We start from the raw sequence: 14,189 nt of genomic DNA on the forward strand, positions 1-14,189 counted from the left end.
CCTGCGCTGCCGGATCGCGCTGCTGCTGATCGCGGCGGCGGTGGTCGCGAGCTTCGTCTACCTCGGCATCGATTACCGCGCGCTGGGCTCGGCCGAGTCGCTCGCTCTCATGGGCAAGTTCATCGCCGAGTTCTTCCCGCCCGACCTCTCGGGCGGCTTCCTCGCCAAGGTCGTCCATGGCGCGCTGCAGACGCTCGCGGTGTCGGCGCTCGGCACGGTGCTCGCGGCGCTGGCGGGCGCCCTGCTCGCGCTGCCCGCTTCCGGCCGCGCCGGCTGGCTGCCGCGCCACGCCGCGCGCTTCATCCTCAACCTGCTGCGCAGCGTGCCCGAGCTGGTCTGGGCCGCGCTGATGGTGCTGGCCGCGGGCATCGGGCCCTTCGCGGGCGCGCTGGCGCTGGCGCTGCACACCACGGGCGTGCTGGGCCGCCTGTTCGCCGAGGCGCTCGAGAACGCGCCGCGCGAGCCCGAGCATGCGCTGACGCTCTCGGGCGCCGGCCCGGTCGCGGCCTTCAGCTACGCCAGCCTGCCGATCGTGCTGCCGCAGTGGGTGGCCTACACGCTCTACCGCTGGGAGATGAACATCCGCATGGCCGCGGTGCTGGGCTTCGTGGGCGGCGGCGGGCTCGGACAGCTGCTGTACTTCCACCTCTCGATCTTCCAGCAGCAGCAGGCGATGACGGTGCTGCTCGCGATGTTCGTGCTGGTCACGCTGGTGGACTTCGCGAGCGCTCGCTTGCGCCGGGGACTCGGTCCCGCCTACGCCTGAAGCCTCGGGGCGACAATCGGGGGCATGAGGTTCCCGCCATGAGTCACCGCCAGCCCGTGCGGGTCGTCGACCGCCACGCCTTCACGATCATCGATGCGCGTTCGCCGGCCGAGTTCGCGCTCGACCACATCCCGGGCGCCATCAACTGCCCCGTGCTCGACGACGAGGAGCGCCGCATCGTCGGCACCGTCTACGTGCAGACCGGCGCCTTCGAGGCGCGGCGCATCGGCGGCGCGATGGTCGCGGCCAACATCGCGCGGCACCTGCGCGACACCCTGGCCGACCGGCCCGAGAAGTGGAAGCCGCTGGTCTACTGCTGGCGCGGCGGCATGCGCAGCGGCTCGATGGTGACCTGGCTGCGGCTGGTGGGCTGGGACGCGCAGCAGCTCGCGGGCGGCTACAAGAGCTTCCGGCGCCACGTGATCTCGCAGCTCGACGCGCTGACGCCGCGGCTCGACCTGCGCGTGGTCTGCGGCGCCACCGGCAGCGCCAAGACCCGCGTGCTGCATGCACTGGCCGCGCGCGGCGAGCAGGTGCTCGACCTCGAGGACTTCGCGCACCACAAGGGCTCGCTGCTGGGTTCGCTGCCGGGCGTGGCGCAGCCCTCACAGAAGCATTTCGAGACCCGCATCGCGACGGTGCTCGAAGGCATCGACCTGCAGCGCCCGCTCTACGTCGAGGGCGAGAGCATCCGCATCGGCCGTCTCTCGCTGCCGCTGTCGCTGGTGGCGAAGATGCGCACCGCGCCCTGCATCGAGGTAGTGGCCACGCCCGAGGCGCGGCTGGCCTACCTGCTGCGCGATTACGCCTACCTCGGCGACGACCGCGCGGCACTGGCCGGCCAGCTCGGCCTGCTCAAGGAACTGCAGGGCAAGGAGACGGTGGCGCGCTGGCAGCAGTGGGCGCACGAGGCGCAGCTGCCGCTGCTCTTCGCCGAGCTGATGGCGCTGCACTACGACCCGCACTACGAGAAGTCGCAGGAGCGCCACTTCAAGACCTGGGCCACGCGGCGCCGCGTGGCCGCGGACGACCTCGACGATCAGGGCATCGAGGCGCTGGCCGACGCGGTGCGCGCGCTCGAGGGCGACGCCAGCCCGTCGGCATAGAGCACGCCGCGCGGCGCGCGGCACAGCCCCCACAGCCGCAGCCCGCTGAGCTCGGCCATGCGCACGCCCATCGCGGTCGGCGCCGAGATGGTGGCCATGGCCGCGATGCCGAGCCGCGCGCACTTGCGCACCAGCTCGTGGCTGCCGCGGCTCGACAGCACCACGAAGCCCGGCTCGCCGAGCCGCCCGGTGCGCGCGAGCCGGCCCAGCAGCTTGTCGAGCGCGTTGTGACGGCCGACGTCCTCGAGCACCTCGACCAGTTCGCCCTCGAGCGTGGCCCAGCCCGCGGCATGGATCGCGCCGGCGCTGGCATTGAGCAGCTGGCGCGCGGGCAGCGCCGCGAAGGCGCGCAGCACGGTGGGCAGGTCGATGCGCGCGAGCCAGTCGTGCGCGGGCAGGCGTTCGGACGCGAGGTCGAGCGCGGCGAAGCTCTCGACGCCGCAGACGCCGCAGCCCGTGCGGCCCGCGAGGCTGCGCCGCCGGCCCTTGAGCCGCTCGAAGGCGCGCGTGGAGATCTCGAGCCGCACCTCCACGCCGGGCATGCCCTCGGGCAGGCCGGCATCGTGGGCATCGACGGCCTCGACCTCGATGCCGCGGCAGTCGTCGGCGGCGTCGAGGATGCCCTCGCTGAGCGCGAAGCCCAGCGCGAAGTCCTCGAGCTCCTGCGGCGTGGCCATCATCACCGCGTGCGAGATGCCGTTGAACACCAGCGCCACCGGCACCTCGGCCGCGAGCGTGTCCTCGCGCGCGATGCCATCGGGCGGCGCGCCGGCCTCGCCGTAGACGCGCACGCCGAGGCGCGAGATCGAGGGCAGCGGTGCGAGTTCGGTGTCGGTGGACATGGCGCGGAAGCGAAGGAGTGGGCGCCTATTGTGGGCCTGCCCGCCGCGATGGGCCAGGCGTTCAGGCGGCGGGCGCGTCGCTGACGAGGGATTCGGCCAGCGCGCGGCCGGTGTCGCTCAGGCGCGCCAGCCAGCGCTCGCCGTCGCGCTCGACCGCGACCCAGCCCGGCCCCGGCACGCCGCCGAGGGCCGCGTCGCCCATCAGCGCGAGCTGACGCATCAGCACGCTCGCGCCCTGGCCGAGCCGCTTGCCCAGGCGCGGCAGCGAGACGCTGTCCAGGCCCTCGGCCTCGAACTCGGCCAGCGCGAGCAGGATCGCGGCGGGCAGCGGGAGGGCGTCGTTCGCTTCGTCGGACATGGCGCGCGCCAGCCTCAGGCCGCGATCGCTTCGCCCGTGACCGAGGCCGGGCCTTCCTCGGCCTGCGCGAGGTGCGCCACCAGCATCACGGGAATCGACTTCGAGGTCGGTGTGCCCGCGTTCTCGGCCACCGAGGACAGCGGCACCAGCGGATTGGTCTCGGGGTAGTAGGCCGCGAGGTTGCCGCGCGGGATGTCGTAGGCCACGAGCTTGAAGCGGTCGGCGCGCCGCTCCTGGCCGTCGTCCCACACCGTGAGGATGTCGACCCAGTCGCCGTCCTTGAAGCCCAGCGCGCGAATGTCCTCGGCATGGATGAACACCACGCGGCGCTGGCCGAACACGCCGCGATAGCGGTCGTCCATGCCGTAGATGGTGGTGTTGTACTGGTCGTGCGAACGCGTGGTCAGCAGGGTGAAGACCTTCGCGTCGCCCTTGCGGCCGTGGCGCGCGCGGGCGCGGTGCACCGGCGTGTCGGTCGGCACCGCATGGGTGAAGAACACGGCCTTGTTCTGCGGCGTGTTCCACACGCGCTCGCTCGCGGTGTTGCGCAGGCGAAAGCCGCCGGGCGTGGCGACGCGCGTGTTGAAGTCCGCGAAGTCGTCGAACACGGCCTCGATCTTGTCGCGGATGCGCGCGTAGTCCTCGATCATCCAGAGCCACGGCGTGCGGCTGCGCGCGCCCAGCGTGGCGGCCGCGAGGCGCGCGACGATAGCGGGCTCCGACAGCAGCTGCGCCGAGGCCGGCGGGTTGATGCCCATCGAGATGTGCACCATGCTCATCGAGTCCTCCACCGTCACGCCCTGCGCGCCGGCGGCCTGCATGTCGATCTCGGTGCGGCCCAGGCAGGGCAGGATCAGCGCCTCGCGCCCGTGCACCACGTGGCTGCGGTTGAGCTTGGTCGCGACGTGCACCGTGAGGTCGCACTGGCGCAGGCCCTTCCAGGTCTGGTAGGTGTCGGGCGTGGCGGCCGCGAAGTTGCCGCCGAGCGCGAAGAACACGCGGCCTTTGCCGTCGAGCATGGCCTGGATCGCCTCCACGGTGTCGAAGCCGTTCTCGCGCGGCGGCTCGAAGCCGAACACCTGCTGCAGCCGGTCGAGCAGCGCGGCCGGCGGCTTCTCCCAGATGCCCATGGTGCGGTCGCCCTGCACGTTGCTGTGGCCGCGCACCGGGCAGGCGCCCGCGCCCTCGCGGCCCATGTGGCCGCACAGCATCAGCAGGTTGACGATCATCTGGATCGTGGCCACCGAATGCTGGTGCTGCGTGATGCCCATGCCCCAGCAGGCGATGACGCGTTTGGCGCCGAGGTAGACCTCGGCCGCGGCGCGGATGTCGGCCTCGGACAGGCCCGATTCCTGTTCGAGCAGCTCCCACGACTCGGCGCGCAGGTCGGCGGCCAGCGACTCGAAGCCGGTGGTGTGGGTGGCGATGAACTCGCGGTCGAGCAGCGAGGCGCCGCTGGCGGCGATGCTCCGGTCGTCGCGCTCGACGACATGCTTCATCATGCCCTTGAGGGCCGCGAAGTCGCCGCCCACGCGCAGCTGGTAGTAGTGGGTGCTGATCGGCGTGGAGCCCAGCGTGGCCATCTCGAGCTTGCTCTGCGGATCCTGGAAGCGCTCGAGGCCGCGTTCGCGCAGCGGGTTGAAGCTCACGATGCGCGCGCCGCGCTTCGAGGCCGCGCGCAGCTCGCCGAGCATGCGCGGATGGTTGGTGCCGGGGTTCTGGCCGAAGATGAAGATCGCGTCGGCCTTGTCGAAGTCGTCGAGCGTGACCGTGCCCTTGCCCACGCCGATCTGCGGCCGCATGCCGCTGCCGCTGGGCTCGTGGCACATGTTCGAGCAGTCGGGGAAGTTGTTGGTGCCGTACTCGCGCACGAACAGCTGGTAGAGGAAGGCGGCCTCGTTGCTGGCGCGGCCCGAGGTGTAGAAGATGGCCTGGTTGGGATCGGACAGCGCGTTGAGGTGGCGCGCGATCAGCTCGAAGGCCGCGTCCCATTCGATCGGGCGGTACTTGTCGCTCGCGCGGTCGTAGACCATCGGGTGCGTGAGCCGGCCCTGGTCCTCGAGCCAGAAGTCGCTCTGCTGCATCAGCTCGGCCACCGTGTGCTTCGCGAACAGCTCGGGCCCGGCGCGGCGCGCGGTGGCCTCGGCCGCCACGGCCTTCACGCCGTTCTCGCAGAACTCGAAGGTCGAGGCGTGGTTGCGGTCGGGCCAGGCGCAGCCCGGGCAGTCGAAGCCGTCGGGCTGGTTGGCCGACAGCAGGGTCTTCGCGCCCTTGAGGGGAATGTCCTGCCGCAGCAGCGTGTTCTTCACGCTGCGCAACGCGCCCCAGCCGCCCGCGGGGCCCTTGTAGAACTCGATCTTCTGTTCGCCGATATCGCCAATGCTCATGCGGGAGAGTGTTCGCCGCGTGCGCCGGGAGCGTCAAATTGAATCGGGACATGCTCCGATTCAAAACGGAAATGACGGGGCCCGCGCCGGGCCGGCTCAGCCCGCGGCGCGCGGCGCCAGCACCTCCTCGACGAAGCCGATGAAGGCGCGCACCTTGGCGGCCGGCAGGTGGCGCGAGGGATAGAGCACGTGCAGCGAGAAGCGCTCGTCGGGCCAGTCGGGAAAGAGGTCGACCAGTTGCCCCGCATCGAGCAGTTCCTGGATGCCCAGCGCCTTGATCTGCGCGATGCCCGCGCCCGCGACGCAGGCGCCGAGGATGGTGCCGGGATCGGTCAGCAGCAGCCGGCCCGCGGTCGGCACCTCGATGGCCTTGCGGCCGCGGCGGAACTCCCAGGCGAAGGGCTGGCCGGTCAGCGGATCGCGCACCTGGATGCAGACATGCCGGGCGAGCTCGGCCGGCTTCGCGGGCCGGCCGTGGCGCGCGAGGTAGCCGGGTGCGGCCACGGTCGCGACGCGGGTCTCGATCAGCTTGCGCGCCACCAGCGAGGAGGCCGGCGGCGTGCCGAAGCGCAGCGCGATGTCGAAGCCCTCGCCCACGAGGTCGCCGAGCTGGTCGCGCGCGATGAGCTCGAGCGAGAGCTGCGGATGCCGCTCGACGAAGCGGTGGATGTGCGGCGCCAGCAGCAGCCGCGAGGTGAAGGCGTCGACGTTGACGCGCAGCCGGCCCTGCACCGCGCCCGCGGAGCCGCTGGCGCGCGTCACCGCGTCCTCGATGCCGAGCACCAGCGGATTGATGCTGGCGTAGAGCTCGCGGCCCTCGTCGGTCAGGCCCAGCGAGCGCGTGGTGCGGTCGAGCAGCCGCACGCCGATGCGCGCCTCGAGCCGCGCGATGGCCCGGCTCACGCCCGAGGGCGTGACGCCCAGTGCATCGGCCGCCTTGGCGAAGCTGCCGCTGTCGACGACGGCGGCGAGCACGCTGACGTTGGAGAGCAGTCGTCCGTCGAGAGCCATGGATTCATCCGTGATTTGAAGTCACGAATGATATGAGCTGCCCGGCATTTACTCAAAGGCCCACGATTCCTAGCATTCACCCCGTCGCATTCGTTCAAGGAGAAATCACATGCATGCCATCACTGGAATCACGGGCAAGGTCGGCGGTGCCGCCGCGCGCGCCCTGCTCGCTTCGGGCCAGAAAGTCCGCGCCGTCGTGCGCGATGGCTACAAGGCCCGGCCCTGGGCCGCGCTCGGTTGCGAGGTCGCCGTCGCCGAGATGGAAGACGCCGACGCGCTGGCGCGCGCCTTCGCCGATTGCACCGGCGTGTTCGTGCTGCCGCCGCCGTGCTTCGATCCGCTGCCGGGCTATCCCGAGGCACGCGCATCCATCGCCGCGGTGCGCCAGGCGCTCGAGGTGGCGCGGCCCGCGCGCGTGGTCTGCCTCTCGACCGTGGGGGCGCAGGCCGCGCAGCCGAACCTGCTGAGCCAGCGCTCGCTGATGGAAGAAGCGCTGTCGCCCCTGCCGCTGCCGCTCGCGCTGCTGCGGCCGGCCTGGTTCCTCGACAACCTGGCCTGGGACGTGGCCCCGGCGCGCGAACGCGGCGTGCTGCCCGGCTTCCTGCAGCCGCTCGATCGGCCGATGCCGATGGTCTCGACGCTCGACGTGGGCCGCGTGGCCGCCGAACTGCTGCAGGAGAACTGGCAGGGCCGGCGTGTGGTCGAGCTCGAGGGCCCGACGCGCGTGACGCAGCACGAGATCGCCGCCGCCTTCGCGCGCGTGCTCGGCCGGCCGGTGCAGGCCGAGGCCGTGCCGCGCCAGACCTGGGGCGCGCTGTTCCGCGAACAGGGCATGCGCGACCCGGTGCCGCGCATCCAGATGCTCGACGGCTTCAACGAGGGCTGGATCGCGTTCGAGGGCGACGCTGCCTCGGTGCGCAAGGGGCGCGTGACGCTCGAGGACGTGGTGCGCCAGCTCGTGGCCGGCTGAGCCAGCTCAGGCGCCCGGCGCGTCCTGCATCAGCAGCCCGCGCAGCTTGCTGCGCAGCGGCGTGTCCGCCACGACCGGCACGCCGGCCGCCTCGCGCAGCGAGAGCTCGCGGCTCTCGGCCGTGTGCAGGTCGATCTCGCGCACCACCTGGCCGTCGTTGTAGACGAAGGCCACGTCGGCCAGCGCGAGCACGTCCTCGATGTCGTGCGTGATCATCAGCACCGGGATGCCCCAGGCGCGGCGCACCTCGGCGAGTTCTTCGCGCAGTTCGGCGCGCAGCATCGGGTTGAGCGCGGCGAAGGGTTCGTCGAGCAGCAGCACCTGCGGCCGGCAGGCCAGCGCACGCGCCAGCGCCACGCGCTGCTGCTGGCCGCCCGAGAGCTTCTGCGGCCGGCTGTCGGCCAGCGCCGCGAGGCCGAAGCGCTCGAGCAGCGACTGCACGTTCTCGGCCTCGTCGGGCGGCAGGCGCCGGCGGCGCCAGGAGGTCAGGCCGAAGGCCACGTTCTGGCGCACCGTGAGGTGCGGGAACAGCGCGTAGTTCTGGAACAGGTAGCCCACGCGCCGCTCGGAGGCCGGCACGTCGACGCCGCCGGCGGCGTCGTAGAGCGTGCGGCCGTCGAGCCGCACATGGCCGCCCGTGGGACGCAGCAGGCCGGCGATGGCCTGCAGGGTCAGCGACTTGCCGGCGCCCGAGGGACCGTAGAGCGCGGCGAAGGGAACGTCGGTCGAGAAGCGCGCGGCCAGGTCGAAGCGGCGGCTGCCGTCGGTGACCGTGAGCTTCAGATCGACATCAATCATGGTTTGCCGAAACCATAGCGCGTGAGCACCTCCCGTGCCGCGTCGCTCGAGAGGAAATCGATGAAGTCCTTGGCCACGGCCTTCTGCTTGCTCTCGGCCACCACGGCGATCGGGTAGGTCACGGGGCTGTTGCCGCTGGGCGTGAGCACGATCTTGACCTTGTCGCCCATCACGGCCGCGTCGGTGCGGTAGACGAAGCCGGCCTCGACCTCGCCGCGGCCCACGTAGTCGAGCACCTGGCGCACGCTGTCGGCCTGCACGAACTTGGGCTCTAGCGTGGTCCAGAGGTTGGCGGCATCGAGGACCTGCTTGGTGTAGCGGCCGACCGGCACGGTGGCTGTCTTGCCGACGGCGATCTTCTTCACGGCCGGGCCGGCCAGGTCCTGCAGGCTCTTGACGCCCACGCCGTCCTTCGACGGCTCGATCAGCACCAGGCTGTTGCTGACGAAGTTCTTGCGCGTATCGGTGTCGATGTGCTTCTGCTCGACGCCGCGGTTCATGGTCTCCTGGTCCGCGCTCGCGAACACGTCGACCGGCGCGCCCTGGCCGATCTGCTGCAGCAGCACGCCCGAGGCGGCGAAATTGAAGCGCACCGTGGTGCCGGCCTTCGCGGCCTCGAACTTGGGACCGATCTCCTTGAAGGCGTCGGTCAGGCTGGCCGCGGCCGAGACGGTGATCTGCTGCGCGGCGGCCCCGATCGGAATCGCCAGGGCGAGGACGGAAGCGAGGGCGAGGGACGACAAGGCGCGGATGGAACGCATGCGAAGCTCCTGGATGAATCAGCGAAGGGAAAAGAAGCGGTTGGACAGCACCAGCACCGTGATCGACAGCAGCGAGGTCACGATCACCAGCAGCAGCGCGAGGTCGTCGTGGCCGGCCTGCACGGCGTCGTAGATCGCCATCGACAGGGTCTGGGTCTGTTGCGGGATCGAGCCGGCCACCATCAGCGAGGCGCCGAACTCGCCCATGGCGCGCGCGAACGCCAGCAGCGTGCCGGCCAGGATGCCGGGCCAGGCCAGCGGCAGGGTGACGCGCACGAACACCGAGAAGCGCGACTGGCGCAAGGTGCTGGCCGCGGCCTCGAGCGAGCGGTCGACGCCCGCGAAAGCGGCGCTGGCCGACTTGAGCACCAGCGGCAGCGCGACCACGGCCGAGGCCACCACGGCGCCATGCCAGCTGAAGATGATGGTGTAGTCGAAGTGCTCGCGCAGCCACGCCCCGAGCGGGCTGCGCCGGCCCGCCACCACCAGGATGCCGTAGCCGATGACCGTGGGCGGCAGCACCAGCGGCAGCATGAACACCGCCTCGAGCACGCTATGGCCCCAGAAATGCTTGCGCGCGAACAGCCAGCCCAGGGCCAGCCCGACGACCAGCGCGAGCAGCGTCGCCACGCTGGCGACCTGGATCGACAGCACCAGCGGATGCCAGTCGGTCTGCGTGATGAGCGATTGCGTCGTGTTCATGAAGATACGGCGTGATTGTTGCATGACGCGCCGGAACGGCTCGGCGATGAAACATGGGTTCCAGGTTTTATTAGGGTAAATCCAGTGTGCGGCGAGCGCGCGACGGGTGCGCATCCCAAGGCTCCTCCATATACTGGCAGATACAGCGTCGCAGGCCTTTACCCCCGGGGCCGCGGCGCCAGATCCACCCCCTGTCCCACGAGGACCCCGACCGACCGCCGACCATGCGCGCCTCCGCCCACGACACCGTTGTCCGCTCGATCTCCGGCCGGCCCGAGCTGCGCCAGGTGACGCAGGTCCAGGAATGGCGCGTCGAGCGCACGCTCGACGACGACGGCGGCGTGGTGCTGTCGATCGTGGCGCCGGGCGGCGAGAGCCAGTCCTTCCTGGTCGGCCAGGCCGACGCGCACGACATCGGCGAGGTGCTGCGCCGCAAGGCCGCCTGGGTCGAGCGGCTCGAACACGGGGAACCGCAGCGCTGACCATGAGGTGGCGCCACATGACGGGTGCCGAGCGCATCCTCGAAGTGCTGCTGACGCGGCGTTCGGTCTCGCCGCGCCGGCTGCGGCCGCCCGGCCCCAATCCCGAGGAACTCGACGGCCTGCTGCAGGCCGGCCTGCGCGCGCCCGACCATGGCGCGCTGCACCCCTGGCGCGTGATCGAGTTCAGGCCCGCGAGCCGCGAGGCCCTGGCCGACTGCTTCGAACAGGAGAAGCTGCGGCGCGACCCGCTCGCGAGCCCCGCCGACCTGGGCCGCGCGCGCGAGCACGCGTTGCGGCCGCCGCTGCTGCTGGCCTTCGTGGTGTCGCCGCGCGCGCGCAGCCAGGTGCCCGCGCGCGAGCAGTGGCTCAGTGCCGGCGCGGCGCTCGGCAACATCCTGAGCGCGGCGCACCAGCTCGGCTACGGCGCGATCGTGCTGAGCGGCGAGCGCTGCTTCGACGAGACGCTGGCGCGCCAGCTCGGCGTGCAGCCCGGCGAGGAGCTGGTCGGCTTCATCAGCGTGGGCACGATCGCGGAAGCACCGCCGCAGCCGCGCGAGACACTGTCGCAGAACGTATGGTCGTGCTGGCAGGGCGAGGCGCCGTGGGTGGCGTCGCCCGGCGCGCTACCGCCGCCGCCGGAAGCCGGCTAGCGCATCCGGTCGTCGGAGCGCGTGTCGGGCAGCCGCTCGAGCCGCGCGCTGAACCAGCCCACGCGCTCGGTCTCGCGCACGTCGAAGCGCGGCACGTAGGGCTTGATGTCGAGCACCGGGGTGCCGTCCATCATGTCGTTGCCGCTGAAGTGCAGGATGCGGCCCTCCACCGCCGTGAGCCGCACGATCGACAGCCCCAGCCGATTGGGCCGCGCGGGCGCGCGCGTGGCGAAGACGCCGTGCGAACTGTCGTCGAGGAAGGGCACGACCTCGAGCTTCTCGTTCTCGCAGGCATGCAGCCGCGTGATCAGGATCAGGTAGTCGAAGCCCTCGATGTCGCGCAGCCCCGGCACGAATTCTGGATGGACCTCGACGCGGCCCGTCTCCTCGGGCGCGCCCGCGGTCTGGATCGGCATGCCGGTGGCCTCGGTGAAGCGGCTGCGCACCACGCCCACGGAGCGCAGCACGATCTGGTCGCGCGCTTCGGCGCTCATGGCGCGAGCAGCCTCGTGAGCGCGCGGATGTCGGCGGCCGTGGCGAGCCGCGCGGCGTTCTCGATCGCGCGGTAGTGCTTGACGATCTCCTCGCCCACCGGCGTGAGCGCGGTGCCGCCGCCATGCGAACCGCCGGCGGCGGTGTTCACCGCGGGCGAGCTCAGCGCATGGTTCATCTCGTCGATCAGCATCCAGGCACGCCGGTACGACATGCCCAGCAGCCGGGCCGCGCCCGAGATCGAGCCGGTCTCGGCCACGGCCTCGAGCACGGCGATCTTGCCGGGGCCGATGGCGATGACGTCGTCGCGGTAGACGCGCAGGCGGAACTGGACTTTGGATTTCATGGCGGACGGAAAAAGCGCGGGCGTGGGCGAGAAGGGTAAACGATGCAGCGACCGGCCCGGCCGCCGGATTACCCGATGGCGCGGACTCGCCCGTCGAAGTCGTCATGTCAGAATGAACACAGCGCCAGGGCCGGCCCACGCCGGCTGGCCATCGGATGAGGAATCGAAGCATGCGCCCCCTGTCCCTCGAAGCCTCCGGCAGCACCGCGCGCGGGCTGCTCGGCATCGCCGCGATCGTCGCCCTGCTCGCGGGCTGCGCCGGCACGCCGCCCACCGCACCGGCCGCGGCCACGGGCCATGGCCCCTCGGCCAGCGACGAGGCCTCGCCGGCCTTCACGGTCTCGGGGGCGGTACTCAAGCGCGCGCGCTTCGATCTCGCCGAGCTGCGCGCCATGCCCGCGACCACGCTCACGGTCGGTGCCGACACCTACACGGGCGTGAGCCTGTGGTCGCTGCTCAACGATCCCGCGGTCGGGTTGCAGGCCGATGCGCGCGTGCGCAACCCGCTGCTGTCGATGTACGTGGTGGCCGTCGGCAGCGATGGCTACCGCGCGGTGGTGTCGCTGGGGGAGATGTCGCCGGAGTTCGGCAACAAAACGGCGCTGCTGGCCTATGCGCGCAATGGCACGTCGCTGGGCCGCAACGGCGCGGCACGCCTGGTGGTGGCCGGCGACCAGAAGCCGGGCCGTTCGGTGGCGCGGCTGGCCGCGATCGAGGTGTTCGCGGCGCAGCCTTCGGGGCGCTGAGGATGAGGCCGGGGCCGCGGGCCCCGGCGTGGGTTCAGTGGAAGAACTTGGCCGCGCTGATCAGCGTCTTGTAGACGCCCCAGGCCAGCGGAATGCCCACCGCCGCCCACGCCAGCACCACGACCGCCGGGCTCACCGTGTCGGCACGGCCCGAGCCCTCGCCCACTTCGGAGGCCGCGGCCTTCTCGTGCGCGAGCTTCTTCTCGATGGCGAGTTCGGCATCGCTCATGAAGTGCTTGTCGGCCACCGGGCGCACCAGCAGGTTGGCGATGAAGCCGATCGCCAGCATGCCCACGAGGATGTACATGGTCTGGTTGTAGACCTGCTCGCGCGGCAGGCCCAGGCCGAGCTGGTACTCGCGCATGTAGTTCACGACCACCGGGCCGAGGATGCCGGCCGTGGCCCAGGCCGTCAGCAGGCGGCCATGGATGGCGCCCACGAACTGGGTGCCGAACAGGTCGGCCAGGTAGGCCGGCACCGTGGAGAAACCGCCGCCGTACATCGAGACGATGATGCAGCACGCGCCCACGAACAGCAGCTTGCTGCCCGCGCCGGCCGACGAGGGGATGCTCGCGTAGAGCACCGCGCCGAGCACGAAGAACACGGTGTAGGTGAGCTTGCGGCCGAGCTTGTCGGACAGGCTGGCCCAGACGAAGCGCCCGCCGATGTTGAACAGCGACAGCAGCGCGGTGAAGCCGCCGGCCACGACCGCGATGGCCGCGAGCTGGGTCTTGTCGAGTTCGCCGAACTTGCCCGGCAGGTCGATCAGCGCGCCGCCGAACACTTCCTGCAGCATCGGCGAGGAGATGCCGATCACGCCGATGCCGGCGCTCACGTTCATGCACAGCACCAGCCACACGAGCCAGAACTGCGGAATGCCCCAGACCTTCTTCACGTGCACGTGGCGCTGCGTGATCATGGCGTTGCCGGCCTGCGCGGGCGGCGGCGTCCAGCCGGCCGGCTTCCAGCCCGTGGGCGGCACGCGGTAGCCGAGCGCGCCGGCCATCATGAAGACGAAGTAGCCGATGGCCATCACGACGAAGGTCTGCATCACGCCGACGTCGTGGGCGTTGGAGAAGCGCTTCATGAGGTCGACCGCGAGCGGCGAGCCGATCATCGCGCCGCCGCCGAAGCCCATGATGGCCATGCCGGTGGCCATGCCGCGGCGGTCGGGGAACCACTTGATGAGCGTGCTGACCGGCGAGATATAGCCCAGGCCCAGCCCGATGCCGCCGATGACGCCCGAGCCGAGGATCATGAGCCAGAACTGGTGCAGGTGGATGCCCAGCGCCGACAGCAGCATGCCGCCGCACCAGCACACGGCCGACACGACGCCGGCCTTGCGCGGACCCGCGCGTTCGAGCCAGCCGCCCCACAGGGCCGCCGAGCAGCCGAGGAAGACGAAGAACAGGGTGTACATCCAGCCCAGCGTGGCCACACGCCAATCGCAGTTCGTGGCGAACAGCTCGGCGAAGAAGCTCATCTCGCGCGCGCAGGCCTGGGCGCCGGTGCCGGCGGTGGCGAGCGCCTTCGACAGCGGCAGCCAGAACACCGAGAAGCCATAGGCCATGCCGATGCACAGGTGGATGGCCAATGCTGCAGGCGGGACCAGCCAGCGGTTGTAGCCGGGGCCGGCGATGATGCGTTCCTTGTCGAGGAAGCCGGGCGCTGCGCCCGAGCCCTGGATGCGATCTCCCTCGAGAACGCCTGCAGTTGAACCTGCCATATCACTCCTAAATTGCCGGATCTGGGAAAACGGACTGTTGAAAATT

General features: G+C 71.1%; 16 protein-coding genes. 6 read left to right on the forward strand and 10 right to left on the reverse strand.

Features of this window, described 5'->3' with window-relative positions; genetic code table 11:
* Position 1: 1 nt before the first annotated feature.
* Both phnE and mnmH read left to right on the forward strand, forming a co-directional pair.
* Entirely contained in the window at positions 2-766 is a 765-nt protein-coding gene (gene phnE / locus INQ48_25430; GenBank protein QRF60893.1) for a phosphonate ABC transporter, permease protein PhnE, read from the forward strand.
* Positions 767-804: 38 nt separating this feature from the next.
* Positions 805-1,872 carry a tRNA 2-selenouridine(34) synthase MnmH gene (gene mnmH / locus INQ48_25435; GenBank protein QRF56644.1) on the forward strand — a complete coding sequence of 356 codons (1,068 nt, stop codon included), beginning with the start codon at positions 805-807 and terminating at the stop codon, positions 1,870-1,872.
* Here the strand turns inward: mnmH and fdhD are convergent.
* The 4 genes from fdhD to INQ48_25455 all read right to left on the reverse strand — a co-directional run bounded on the left by fdhD (position 1,806) and on the right by INQ48_25455 (position 6,470).
* On the reverse strand, positions 1,806-2,714 hold the full coding sequence (fdhD, locus tag INQ48_25440; GenBank protein ID QRF56645.1) for a formate dehydrogenase accessory sulfurtransferase FdhD: 909 nt from the start codon (positions 2,712-2,714) through the stop codon (positions 1,806-1,808). The two genes, mnmH and fdhD, sit on opposite strands and share 67 nt — an antisense overlap.
* A 61-nt stretch (positions 2,715-2,775) precedes the next feature.
* A complete protein-coding gene (locus INQ48_25445) occupies positions 2,776-3,042 on the reverse strand; it encodes a hypothetical protein (GenBank protein QRF60895.1) in 267 nt (88 codons plus the stop codon).
* Between the two features lie 44 nt (positions 3,043-3,086).
* Complete coding sequence (locus INQ48_25450; GenBank protein ID QRF60896.1) at positions 3,087-5,444, reverse strand: FdhF/YdeP family oxidoreductase; 2,358 nt, start codon at positions 5,442-5,444, stop codon at positions 3,087-3,089.
* Positions 5,445-5,555: 111 nt separating this feature from the next.
* Positions 5,556-6,470: a LysR family transcriptional regulator gene (locus tag INQ48_25455; protein ID QRF56646.1), complete on the reverse strand. Its 915-nt coding sequence runs from the start codon at positions 6,468-6,470 to the stop codon at positions 5,556-5,558.
* A gap of 109 nt (positions 6,471-6,579) precedes the next feature.
* Here INQ48_25455 and INQ48_25460 point away from each other — a divergent pair, with 109 nt between their 5' ends.
* Positions 6,580-7,440 (forward strand): NAD(P)H-binding protein, encoded by an 861-nt coding sequence (locus tag INQ48_25460; GenBank protein QRF56647.1) that lies wholly within the window; start codon positions 6,580-6,582, stop codon positions 7,438-7,440.
* A 6-nt stretch (positions 7,441-7,446) separates the two neighbouring features.
* Here the strand turns inward: INQ48_25460 and INQ48_25465 are convergent, their stop codons facing one another.
* Genes INQ48_25465 through modB form a run of 3 tightly spaced genes read right to left on the reverse strand, consistent with a single transcriptional unit; the run spans position 7,447 to position 9,701 of the window.
* A complete protein-coding gene (locus INQ48_25465) occupies positions 7,447-8,238 on the reverse strand; it encodes an ATP-binding cassette domain-containing protein (GenBank protein ID QRF56648.1) in 792 nt (263 codons plus the stop codon).
* Positions 8,235-8,999, reverse strand: a complete 765-nt coding sequence (modA, locus tag INQ48_25470) for a molybdate ABC transporter substrate-binding protein (protein QRF56649.1) — start codon at positions 8,997-8,999, stop codon at positions 8,235-8,237. Before modA ends, INQ48_25465 begins: the two co-directional genes overlap by 4 nt.
* 18 nt (positions 9,000-9,017) lie before the next feature.
* The gene (gene modB, locus INQ48_25475; protein ID QRF56650.1) at positions 9,018-9,701 is read right to left on the reverse strand and encodes a molybdate ABC transporter permease subunit; all 684 of its coding nucleotides are present in this window, start codon (positions 9,699-9,701) and stop codon (positions 9,018-9,020) included.
* A gap of 224 nt (positions 9,702-9,925) precedes the next feature.
* On the opposite strand from modB, the gene INQ48_25480 reads away from it, so the two are divergent.
* Positions 9,926-10,183 (forward strand): hypothetical protein, encoded by a 258-nt coding sequence (locus tag INQ48_25480; GenBank protein ID QRF56651.1) that lies wholly within the window; start codon positions 9,926-9,928, stop codon positions 10,181-10,183.
* A 2-nt stretch (positions 10,184-10,185) separates the two neighbouring features.
* Positions 10,186-10,833, forward strand: a complete 648-nt coding sequence (locus INQ48_25485) for a nitroreductase (GenBank protein QRF56652.1) — start codon at positions 10,186-10,188, stop codon at positions 10,831-10,833.
* Here the strand turns inward: INQ48_25485 and tsaA are convergent.
* Both tsaA and INQ48_25495 read right to left on the reverse strand, forming a co-directional pair.
* Positions 10,830-11,327: a tRNA (N6-threonylcarbamoyladenosine(37)-N6)-methyltransferase TrmO gene (gene tsaA, locus INQ48_25490; GenBank protein QRF56653.1), complete on the reverse strand. Its 498-nt coding sequence runs from the start codon at positions 11,325-11,327 to the stop codon at positions 10,830-10,832. The two genes, INQ48_25485 and tsaA, sit on opposite strands and share 4 nt — an antisense overlap.
* Positions 11,324-11,671 carry a winged helix-turn-helix domain-containing protein gene (locus tag INQ48_25495; GenBank protein QRF56654.1) on the reverse strand — a complete coding sequence of 116 codons (348 nt, stop codon included), beginning with the start codon at positions 11,669-11,671 and terminating at the stop codon, positions 11,324-11,326. The genes tsaA and INQ48_25495 overlap by 4 nt, the downstream gene beginning before the upstream one ends.
* Before the next feature lie 170 nt (positions 11,672-11,841).
* On the opposite strand from INQ48_25495, the gene INQ48_25500 reads away from it, so the two are divergent.
* Positions 11,842-12,417 carry a hypothetical protein gene (locus INQ48_25500; GenBank protein QRF56655.1) on the forward strand — a complete coding sequence of 192 codons (576 nt, stop codon included), beginning with the start codon at positions 11,842-11,844 and terminating at the stop codon, positions 12,415-12,417.
* Positions 12,418-12,451: 34 nt separating this feature from the next.
* Here INQ48_25500 and INQ48_25505 read toward each other — a convergent pair whose 3' ends face one another.
* Complete coding sequence (locus INQ48_25505; GenBank protein QRF56656.1) at positions 12,452-14,143, reverse strand: OFA family MFS transporter; 1,692 nt, start codon at positions 14,141-14,143, stop codon at positions 12,452-12,454.
* Positions 14,144-14,189: the final 46 nt, after the last annotated feature.

It is taken from the genome of Variovorax paradoxus, assembly GCA_016806145.1.
Classification (GTDB): domain Bacteria; phylum Pseudomonadota; class Gammaproteobacteria; order Burkholderiales; family Burkholderiaceae_C; genus Variovorax.

Excerpts from the sequence above, each read along its gene's own strand:
- modB (QRF56650.1), bottom strand. The coding sequence starts at position 9,701 with ATGAACACGACGCAATCGCTCATCACGCAGACCGACTGGCATCCGCTG.
- modA (QRF56649.1), bottom strand. The coding sequence starts at position 8,999 with ATGCGTTCCATCCGCGCCTTGTCGTCCCTCGCCCTCGCTTCCGTCCTC.
- INQ48_25455 (QRF56646.1), bottom strand. The coding sequence starts at position 6,470 with ATGGCTCTCGACGGACGACTGCTCTCCAACGTCAGCGTGCTCGCCGCC.
- INQ48_25460 (QRF56647.1), top strand. The coding sequence starts at position 6,580 with ATGCATGCCATCACTGGAATCACGGGCAAGGTCGGCGGTGCCGCCGCG.
- INQ48_25500 (QRF56655.1), top strand. The coding sequence starts at position 11,842 with ATGCGCCCCCTGTCCCTCGAAGCCTCCGGCAGCACCGCGCGCGGGCTG.
- INQ48_25505 (QRF56656.1), bottom strand. The coding sequence starts at position 14,143 with ATGGCAGGTTCAACTGCAGGCGTTCTCGAGGGAGATCGCATCCAGGGC.
- INQ48_25465 (QRF56648.1), bottom strand. The coding sequence starts at position 8,238 with ATGATTGATGTCGATCTGAAGCTCACGGTCACCGACGGCAGCCGCCGC.
- mnmH (QRF56644.1), top strand. The coding sequence starts at position 805 with ATGAGTCACCGCCAGCCCGTGCGGGTCGTCGACCGCCACGCCTTCACG.
- INQ48_25480 (QRF56651.1), top strand. The coding sequence starts at position 9,926 with ATGCGCGCCTCCGCCCACGACACCGTTGTCCGCTCGATCTCCGGCCGG.
- INQ48_25495 (QRF56654.1), bottom strand. The coding sequence starts at position 11,671 with ATGAAATCCAAAGTCCAGTTCCGCCTGCGCGTCTACCGCGACGACGTC.
- fdhD (QRF56645.1), bottom strand. The coding sequence starts at position 2,714 with ATGTCCACCGACACCGAACTCGCACCGCTGCCCTCGATCTCGCGCCTC.
- tsaA (QRF56653.1), bottom strand. The coding sequence starts at position 11,327 with ATGAGCGCCGAAGCGCGCGACCAGATCGTGCTGCGCTCCGTGGGCGTG.
- INQ48_25485 (QRF56652.1), top strand. The coding sequence starts at position 10,186 with ATGAGGTGGCGCCACATGACGGGTGCCGAGCGCATCCTCGAAGTGCTG.